General features: G+C 59.1%; 9 protein-coding genes, 1 tRNA gene and 1 pseudogene. 1 reads left to right on the top strand and 10 read right to left on the bottom strand.

Translation table 11 applies throughout. The features are described from left to right. The 10 genes and pseudogenes from AAAB35_RS04550 to rplU all read right to left on the bottom strand — a co-directional run. Positions 1 to 685 (bottom strand): annotated as a pseudogene (locus tag AAAB35_RS04550) (macrolide transporter subunit MacA); the annotation flags it as partial. 157 nt (positions 686 to 842) lie between these two features. Next, entirely contained in the window at positions 843 to 1,325 is a 483-nt protein-coding gene (gene rlmH, locus AAAB35_RS04555; RefSeq protein WP_340667038.1) for a 23S rRNA (pseudouridine(1915)-N(3))-methyltransferase RlmH, read from the bottom strand. A 145-nt stretch (positions 1,326 to 1,470) separates the two neighbouring features. Next, entirely contained in the window at positions 1,471 to 1,833 is a 363-nt protein-coding gene (gene rsfS, locus AAAB35_RS04560; RefSeq protein WP_340667045.1) for a ribosome silencing factor, read from the bottom strand. Positions 1,834 to 1,995: 162 nt separating this feature from the next. Next, on the bottom strand, positions 1,996 to 2,598 hold the full coding sequence (locus AAAB35_RS04565) for a nicotinate-nucleotide adenylyltransferase (protein ID WP_340667046.1): 603 nt from the start codon (positions 2,596 to 2,598) through the stop codon (positions 1,996 to 1,998). 56 nt (positions 2,599 to 2,654) lie between these two features. After that, positions 2,655 to 3,938, bottom strand: a complete 1,284-nt coding sequence (locus AAAB35_RS04570) for a glutamate-5-semialdehyde dehydrogenase (protein ID WP_340667039.1) — start codon at positions 3,936 to 3,938, stop codon at positions 2,655 to 2,657. A 3-nt stretch (positions 3,939 to 3,941) separates the two neighbouring features. After that, the gene (proB, locus tag AAAB35_RS04575; protein ID WP_340667040.1) at positions 3,942 to 5,108 is read right to left on the bottom strand and encodes a glutamate 5-kinase; all 1,167 of its coding nucleotides are present in this window, start codon (positions 5,106 to 5,108) and stop codon (positions 3,942 to 3,944) included. Between the two features lie 198 nt (positions 5,109 to 5,306). Continuing rightward, a complete protein-coding gene (obgE, locus tag AAAB35_RS04580; RefSeq protein ID WP_340667041.1) occupies positions 5,307 to 6,341 on the bottom strand; it encodes a GTPase ObgE in 1,035 nt (344 codons plus the stop codon). Between the two features lie 90 nt (positions 6,342 to 6,431). Continuing rightward, positions 6,432 to 7,052: a GNAT family protein gene (locus AAAB35_RS04585; RefSeq protein ID WP_340667042.1), complete on the bottom strand. Its 621-nt coding sequence runs from the start codon at positions 7,050 to 7,052 to the stop codon at positions 6,432 to 6,434. Positions 7,053 to 7,171: 119 nt separating this feature from the next. Beyond that, on the bottom strand, positions 7,172 to 7,444 hold the full coding sequence (gene rpmA / locus AAAB35_RS04590) for a 50S ribosomal protein L27 (RefSeq protein WP_340667043.1): 273 nt from the start codon (positions 7,442 to 7,444) through the stop codon (positions 7,172 to 7,174). A 23-nt stretch (positions 7,445 to 7,467) separates the two neighbouring features. Next, entirely contained in the window at positions 7,468 to 7,953 is a 486-nt protein-coding gene (gene rplU, locus AAAB35_RS04595) for a 50S ribosomal protein L21 (protein ID WP_340667044.1), read from the bottom strand. A 352-nt stretch (positions 7,954 to 8,305) separates the two neighbouring features. Between rplU and AAAB35_RS04600 the strand changes: the two genes are divergently transcribed. Beyond that, positions 8,306 to 8,395 (top strand) — tRNA-Ser (locus AAAB35_RS04600). Position 8,396 lies beyond the last annotated feature (1 nt).

Below are 8,396 nucleotides of genomic sequence, written 5' to 3' on the forward strand. Positions count from 1 at the left end.
GAACGGCGGCGATCGTCCCTGCCATCGGCGCATAGATCTTCGTATAGCCGAGATCGACTTCGTCGCCGGCAAGGGTTGCCTGTTGCTTGCGAATTTGCGCCTCGAGCGCATTTACATCCGCCTCGGCGGCTGCGAGGTCTGCAACAGCCTGGTCGAGCACCGATTGGGAAACACTGCGCGTCGCAACGAGATTGCGCTGGCGGTCAATATTGGATTGCTTCAGGACGAGTTGGGCCTTCTTCGACACGAGCTGCGCCTTCAGATTGGCAAGCTCCGCTTGGTCGATTTCGATCTTGTTGAGAATCGTCGCCGGATCGATCTCGCCAACGAGCTGGTTTTGCGTGACCTTGTCGCCGATTTCGACGTGGAGAACCTTCAACTGTCCGGAAACCTGTGCCCCGGCATCCACGGATTTTATCGAGTCGAGCGTGCCCACGGCCGTAACGGCATTTTCGATGTCTCCGCGCTCGACCGCTTGCGTTATTACAGCTGCTGTCGCCGTCGAGTTCTGGTAGCGGCTCCACGCATAGGCGCCGACCCCAGCGACGGCGAGCATGACGGGGAGCCAGATCCACAGGCGCGAACGCTTCTTTTTGCGGCCGGGCGGAACGGCACCGGGGATGAAGGTGACATTGGATGTCTCGGGTGTTTTTTCCCGTTTGGCCGCTCTGGCTATCTCTTTCATCCGACCCGCTCCATCTTTATCCGCCGCGCCCCACAGTGATCCATCTTATCAAGAAATGGAGATGAGGGGTTCGTGCGAAAAGCATTGAGATCATTATATTTTGGTAATGATCCTAAGCCGCGATTATCGACTGTCCTTATGAACGGCGGCTGAATGGTCATATGCGATGGTAGGGATGTCCTGAAAGGATCGTTGTCGCACGATACATTTGCTCGGCAACAAGAATGCGGACGATCTGGTGCGGCCAGGTCATCGCGCCGAGTGCAAGGACAAGGTCCGCCCTGTCGCGAAGCACAGCGTCATGTCCGTCCGGTCCGCCAATCGCGAGCAGGAGTTGTCGCTTGCCGTCGTCACGGAAGCGAGCGATCCCCTGCGCAAATGCCTCTGAGGTCATGGTCTTGCCGCGTTCATCGAGGAGGATGAGGACGCCGCCTTGGTCCAGGGCTTGCAAGACCTTCGCCGATTCTTCCTGCTTGCGCAGGTCGGGTTGCTGCGCCCGGCTCTCAGTGATTTCCATCACCGATGTGAATTCGAAGCCGAGCGGTGCACCGGTTTTCTTCAAACGGTCGAAATAGCGATCTGCCAGTTCACGTTCGGGGCCGGATTTCATTCGGCCCACGGCAAAAACTGTGATGCGCATGACGGCCCCCTGTGCCAAGCCACCCGGAGGTGACTGCGTCGCTTCCGGCTCGAAGCCAGCCATTGCCGGCCGTCAACCGGTCCAGCCTACACCAGCCGCCCAGGGCGTCATGCGGGCCAATTGCCCAGACGCCCCGATCCGTCAATCAGTGAACGGTCTCTCCGTCAAGTTCGGGAGCCTGCCACATCTTTTCGATGTTGTAGAACTCGCGCACTTCCGGACGGAAAACATGGATGATGATATCGCCCGTGTCGATCAACACCCAATCGCCGTTGCTAAGGCCTTCGACCTTGACGCCGTTGCCGTGCCCGCTCTCTTTCAGAGCGCGCAAAAGCTGATCCGCAACCGCCGTAACATGACGATGCGAACGACCCGACGCGATGACCATGTGATCACCGATGACGGACTTGCCTCGAAGGTCGATGGGGACAATATTTTCGGCCTTGGAGTCTTCAAGACTAGCAAGGACCGACTGGAGGGCGAGAGATACGGAACTCAGTCCGCCCATCTCCGCCGTTGAAGGTGCCAAGGCATCCTTCTTCTGAACTGCTGTTCTCAGTGTATTTCCTTTCCCTTAAGAACAACGCAACGCAGCTGATATACATACTGCACATTGTTAAGATAGGCAGAGTCGCATGACACTTTCAAGACATCCGAAGGGATCATCCGATCACGTTTTCGACGATCTGTTTTGCGTCCCATTGCGAATGGCCGTGGAGGAGAGCAGCGAGCGGGGGCCGTGGATGAAGGTCCAGGCTGGTGCCTTCGACCGCGCCAGAATGGGCGCATCAGCCTCATCGATGCGCGCATAATCGAAGGTTTTCGCCATGCGCGACGAAAGGAATGCCAAGGTCGATCCCGGCCTGTCGATAACGGCGATGGGAAATGTCAGCGCAATTTGCTGCCAGCGTTGCCAGCGGTGGAAATCGGCAAGGTTGTCCGCGCCCATGATCCAGACGAAATTGACGCCTGGATTGCGTGCCTTGATCAGGGCCAGCGCATCGGCGGTGTAACGAATATGGTGCGCCGCCTCGAAGGCGGTGATCTTGATCCGTGGGTTGTGCAGTAACGCCTCGCACATCGCAAGACGTTTGGAGAGCGGCGCCAGATGCCGTGTGTCCTTGAGCGGATTGCCGGGCGTGACGATCCACCAGAGCTGATCGAGTTTGAGGCGCCGCAGGGCGATTTCCGCAACGAGGGCGTGGCCGGCATGCGGAGGATTGAACGATCCGCCAAAGAGCCCCACTGTCATGCCCTTTTCAGCAAAGGGCATGCGCAGATGCGCTTCACGGACGCCGGAAAAGCTTGCCTGAAGCGCTCGCCTTGCTGTCACGGGCGGGTTTGGCCATTGCCGCGCACGCGGTACTTGAACGAGGTCAGCTGCTCGACTCCGACCGGGCCCCGTGCATGCATCTTGCCGGTCGCGATGCCGATTTCAGCACCCATGCCGAACTCGCCGCCGTCGGCGAACTGCGTCGACGCGTTGTGCAACAGTATGGCCGAATCGATCTCGTTGAAGAAGCGATCGACAACCTTTGGATCTTCCGCGATGACGGCTTCGGTGTGATGCGAAGAGTAGCGGTTGATATGGTCGATGGCCCCGGTGATGCCGTCCACCAGCCTGACTGAGATGATGGCGTCGAGATATTCCGTCGACCAATCTTCCTCTTTTGCCGGCTTCGCATTAGCAAAAATCCCCGCCACGTCCGCCTCGGCGCGAATTTCGCAGCCGGCCGCACTGAGGTCATTCAGCAAGGGAAGAAGATCGGCCGGTGCAATACCCCGATCCACCAGCAGCGTTTCGGCCGCGCCGCACACGCCTGTCCGCCGCATCTTGGCGTTGACCGCAATCTTGCGGGCCATCGCAAGATCCGCCGAAGCGTCGATATAGAGATGGCACAGGCCCTCGAGATGGGCGAATATGGGAACACGCGCCTCGGCCTGCACTCGCGCCACGAGGCTTTTCCCGCCGCGCGGGATGATTACATCGAGATTGCCGTCGAGACCCTTGAGCATCTCACCGACCGCCGCGCGGTCTGTCGTCGGCACCAGCTGGATAGCGTCGCGCGGCAGGCCCGCCGCCTCAAGCCCTTCGATCAGGGCCCCGTGAATGGCGTGAGAGGAATGTGCAGAATCCGAGCCCCCGCGCAGAATGACGGAGTTTCCGGATTTGAGGCAGAGCGCGCCCGCGTCGGCGGTGACATTGGGCCGGCTCTCATAAATAACGCCAACGACACCGAGGGGCGTGCGCACACGCTCGATGTGGAGACCGTTCGGGCGGTCCCATTCGGCGATGACGGACCCTACGGGATCGGTCAGCGCAGCAATCGTACGAATGCTTTCCGCGATGCCCGCAACGCGCTTTTCGTCCAGTTTGAGGCGGTCGAGCATTGCAGCGCTCATGCCTGAAGCTTCACCACTGGCCACATCTTTCCGGTTGGCGTCGAGGATCTCCGCCTCGCGGCGCTCGATCGCCTCGGCCATGGCAATCAGCGCTGCGGTCTTTCGGTCTGGCGAGGCAATGGAAAGCGGCTGCGCGGCGGCGCGCGCCTTGCGGCCAATTTCGGCCATAAGATCGGCGACCGTCGTCTTTGCATCGACTCGTTCCAGCATCTTCTACTCCTTTGCCGCCGCCACACGCTTGGCCGCGCGCACCACCAGATCATCACGATGAATCATCGCCGAACGGGCATCATAACCGAGAATGGCACCGATCTCATTGGTCTTGCGCCCGGCAATTTTTACGGCATCCGTCGCATCATAGGCGATGAGGCCTCGCGCCGCTTCGCGGCCGTCCAGGCCAAACACCGCAACCGTGTCGCCGCGCAAGAATTGGCCGGCGACTTCGCGCACCCCTGCCGCAAGCAGCGACTTGCCCGATTTCAGCGCAGCGAGCGCGCCATCGTCGATGACAAGCCGCCCCGAAGGTTCGAGATTGCCGGAAATCCAGGTCTTCCAGGCGTTGACTGGCGTAGAACTGGCCCTGAAAAGCGTGGAACGTTCGCCCCGGTCGATCGCTGCGAGCGGATTGAATCGGGTGCCCGATGTGATGATCATCGCGGTGCCGGCCGCATTGGCTATCTTGCCGGCATCGAGCTTGGTCTTCATGCCGCCACGTGAATATTCCGAGGCCGCCGCCCCGGCCATCGCCTCGATATCCGGCGTAATGGCATCAACGACCGGCAGGAACGCCGCATCCGGATTCTGATGCGGCGGCGCCGTATAAAGCCCATCTATATCGGAAAGCAGGATCAGCAGATCGGCGCCCATCATCGTCGCGACGCGGGCGGCAAGCCGGTCATTGTCGCCATAACGTATTTCCGTGGTGGCGACGGTGTCGTTCTCATTGATAACGGGGATCGCCTTCAACCGCAGCAGCGTGCCGACGGTTGCGCGTGCATTGAGATAGCGCCGACGCTCTTCCGTATCGGACAGCGTCAGGAGAATCTGTCCTGCTCGGAGCTTATGGTGGCTAAGAACCTCGGCGTAGGCTTTAGCAAGCTCGATCTGCCCTGCAGCAGCCGCGGCTTGGCTCTCCTCGAGACGCAGCGGTCCCTTCGGCAAACCCAAAACGGTTCGGCCAAGCGCAATCGCGCCCGAAGATACGATCATCATCTCCACACCCGATGCAGCAAGGGCGGCGACATCGGCGCCCAGACTCTCGAGCCAATCCCGCTTGAGCCCGGTCATGTGATCGACGAGCAGCGCCGAGCCGATCTTCACCACTATCCGCCGATAGGTGGAAAGCTTGCGTTGCTCGATCCGGGCCACAGCGTGATTCATTTACCCCTCTCTTTCCTGCCGGACATCTCCCCTACAAGGGGAGAGATCGAATTGCCATGCTCTGTCGCTGCAACTCGCGTGCGTCTCGCAGATTTTACGAACGTGCACGCGAGTTGATCTCCCCCCTTGTATTGGAGATTTCCGGCAGGACAGAGGGGGGTGGCGATCAAAACGGAGCTCATTTCATATGCTCAATGCTCATGAATTAAATCGCGTATCGACCTCGGCAGGCGCCTCGGCACTACGCGATTCGAGGATGATTGCCGATAGGGCGCGCAGCACCTGCTCCACCCCTTCGCGCGTCACGGCGGAGAGGAGCATGGGTTCCCGCCCCGCAACTTTCTTCAATGCTGCCGCCTTTTTCTTGCGCGTCGCCGCGTCGAGCGTGTCGACCTGGCTCAGCGCCACGATCTCGAGCTTTTCCGCAAGTCCATGACCATAGGCTTCGAGTTCGGCACGCACAGTCTTGTAGGCGCCGGCAACGTCCTCCTCCTGGGCCGAGACCAGATGCAAAAGCACGCGTGTCCGCTCGACATGGCCAAGGAACCTGTCGCCGATGCCGACGCCTTCATGGGCGCCCTCGATCAGACCTGGAATATCGGCAATGACGAATTCACGCGCGTCGATCCGTGCGACGCCAAGATTTGGGTGCAGGGTCGTAAAGGGATAGTCGGCGATCTTCGGTTTGGCCGCGGTAACGCTCGCGAGGAATGTCGACTTGCCGGCATTGGGCTTGCCGAGGAGACCGGCATCGGCAATCAGCTTGAGCCGCAGCCAAAGATTGCGTTCCTCGCCTTCGAGGCCCGGATTGGCGCGTCTCGGCGCTTGGTTGGTCGATGTCTTGAAGTGCAAATTCCCAAAGCCGCCATTGCCGCCCTTGGCAAGGCGATAGCGCTGGCCAACCACCGTGAAATCGCAGATCAACGTTTCATTGTCCTCTTCGAAGATCTGCGTACCGACGGGTACCTTCAAAACGACATCGGGGCCCTTGCCGCCCGTCATGTTGCGGCCCATGCCATGCATGCCGGTCTTCGCCTTGAAGTGCTGCTGATAGCGATAGTCGTTAAGCGTATTCAGGCCATCGACCGCCTCGGCCCAAACGTCGCCGCCACGACCGCCATCACCACCGTCCGGTCCGCCGAACTCTAGAAACTTTTCACGGCGGAACGATACCGCGCCGGCACCACCGTCGCCGGATCGGATATAGACCTTCGCCTGATCGAGAAATTTCATTTAAATTCAGTCCCTATTGTTGTGGCGAGGCATTACAGGAAAATGCCCGCAAAGAAAACTGGCCGCCCCAAGATGGAACGGCCAGTTCATTCATGGCGTCCAGCTGCGCAGGCCAATCCAGGTGCGCCGATCGAGCATGTAGCGCTCGACCGGCACGTTGCCGGCGGCGAGCGAATCCATCATGCCGGTGTTGGCATACTGAAAACCGCTCTTGTAGATCACGCGGCGCGAGGCGATGTTCGATACACGGCACGATGCATGCAGCTTTTCGACCTGCGTCGCGCGAAAGACGAGATCGACCAGAGCATGGGCGGCCTCTGTCGCATAGCCCTTGCCCCAATAGGGCTCACCCAGCCAATAGCCGATTTCCAGTTCATCCCTGCGTGAGGGGATATGCTCATCCTTGCTGCGTCGGTAGTTGATACCGCAGCAACCGATAAAGGTACCGGATTGGGCCAGGGTAATCGCGTAGACGCATTTGCCGATCTCGCCCGCGTTGGCGCGGCGCACGAAGTCTACCGCATGATCCTTCGTATAGGGATGCGGCATACGCGAAAGCATTTCGGCCACATGAAGGTTATCGGCGAGACGGGCAATTGCGTCGACATCCTCGTTACGTGGCGCCCGCAAAACCAGGCGTTCCGTAACGAGCACGGGACAGTCTATCAGGTCCAGCCTTTCTTCATCGTCTTCCAGTAAATCAGCAACCATTTGTCGTTCCTCCAGACACGAAAAGGGAGATGGGTTTTAATCCCATCTCCCCTTTGATCTTTTGGCGGTTGCCATATTCACCGGGTCCGATGGGACGCCGGTGCTTCAAGCAGGACCGGCTATTCTGCTGCTTCGGCGATCGGGTTGACGATCGACACGTAGCTGCGGCCATTGGCTTTGGTGCGGAAGGAAACGACGCCTGCTTCAAGCGCAAACAGGGTGTGATCCTTGCCAATACCAACGTTGGTGCCAGCATGCCACTTGGTACCGCGTTGACGCACGAGGATGTTGCCGGCGAGAACCTTCTCACCGCCAAACTTCTTTACGCCAAGGCGCTTTGATTCGGAATCACGACCGTTGCGTGACGAACCACCAGCTTTTTTGTGTGCCATCGGATTGCTCCTCTAAACTCTTCTTACTCGCCCTTAGCGGGCTTTTCAGCCTTGGTTGCAGCCTTCTTCGGCGCAGCCTTGGCCTTGGGGGCGGCTTTCGTCTCGGTTGCATCCGCAGCGACAGCAGCTTCTTCCGCCTTTGGAGCGGCTACCTTCTTGGCCGGCTTTTCAGCGGCCTTCTTTGAAGGCTTCGCACCATCCGTCAGGATTTCCGAGATGCGGATCGTCGTCAGTTCCTGGCGATGACCGCGCGTGCGCTTGGAATTCTGGCGGCGACGCTTCTTGAATGCAATAACCTTGCGGGCACGGCCCTGCTCGACAACTTCGGCCGTAACAAGCGCACCGCTGACGACAGGAGCACCGATCGTTGCATCGGCACCGACGCCAACCATCAGAACTTCCGCAAACTCAACGATTTCACCAGCTTCGCCGGCAACTTTCTCGACCTTCAGGAGGTCGTTGGCGGCAACGCGATACTGCTTACCACCGGTCTTGATGACTGCGAACATTTTTTCCCTTTCGGCGTTCGGTTCGGTTTTGTGCGGGCAAGCCGCAATAACCGTCTTTTTGTCAGTCGTGACAGATTGATAGAAAGGCGCCTCGACCCATGAGAATTTAGGCACCCGGATTGAAAAACAAACGGCGCGGAGAATCCCCCACGCCAGTCGTTGCGCGCTTATAAGGTCAGCTTTATTCGAGAGTCAAGAAATTAAACGCAAAATTGCTCTTGTATCTCGAAGCTTTGCCCGCTATCTAGCACGCCGCACGCTCAAGCCAAGCCCCTTAGGGCAACGCGGCACCTGGCAGGTAGAATTTCCTGACCATATCCTTTTAGGGATCGAAATGATCGTTCCCTGGCGCGGAGAGGTGGCTGAGTGGTTGAAAGCACCGCACTCGAAATGCGGCATGGGGGCAACTCCATCGGGGGTTCGAATCCCTCCCTCTCCGCCAT

It is taken from the genome of Phyllobacterium sp. (assembly GCF_037994425.1).
Taxonomy (GTDB): domain Bacteria; phylum Pseudomonadota; class Alphaproteobacteria; order Rhizobiales; family Rhizobiaceae; genus Phyllobacterium.

What these genes read in the sequence shown, in the direction of transcription:
- AAAB35_RS04565 (WP_340667046.1), bottom strand. Translation starts at nt 2,598, where the DNA reads ATGCCCTTTGCTGAAAAGGGCATGACAGTGGGGCTCTTTGGCGGATCG.
- rplU (WP_340667044.1), bottom strand. Translation starts at nt 7,953, where the DNA reads ATGTTCGCAGTCATCAAGACCGGTGGTAAGCAGTATCGCGTTGCCGCC.
- AAAB35_RS04570 (WP_340667039.1), bottom strand. Translation starts at nt 3,938, where the DNA reads ATGCTGGAACGAGTCGATGCAAAGACGACGGTCGCCGATCTTATGGCC.
- rsfS (WP_340667045.1), bottom strand. Translation starts at nt 1,833, where the DNA reads ATGGGCGGACTGAGTTCCGTATCTCTCGCCCTCCAGTCGGTCCTTGCT.
- AAAB35_RS04585 (WP_340667042.1), bottom strand. Translation starts at nt 7,052, where the DNA reads ATGGTTGCTGATTTACTGGAAGACGATGAAGAAAGGCTGGACCTGATA.
- rpmA (WP_340667043.1), bottom strand. Translation starts at nt 7,444, where the DNA reads ATGGCACACAAAAAAGCTGGTGGTTCGTCACGCAACGGTCGTGATTCC.
- proB (WP_340667040.1), bottom strand. Translation starts at nt 5,108, where the DNA reads ATGAATCACGCTGTGGCCCGGATCGAGCAACGCAAGCTTTCCACCTAT.
- obgE (WP_340667041.1), bottom strand. Translation starts at nt 6,341, where the DNA reads ATGAAATTTCTCGATCAGGCGAAGGTCTATATCCGATCCGGCGACGGT.
- rlmH (WP_340667038.1), bottom strand. Translation starts at nt 1,325, where the DNA reads ATGCGCATCACAGTTTTTGCCGTGGGCCGAATGAAATCCGGCCCCGAA.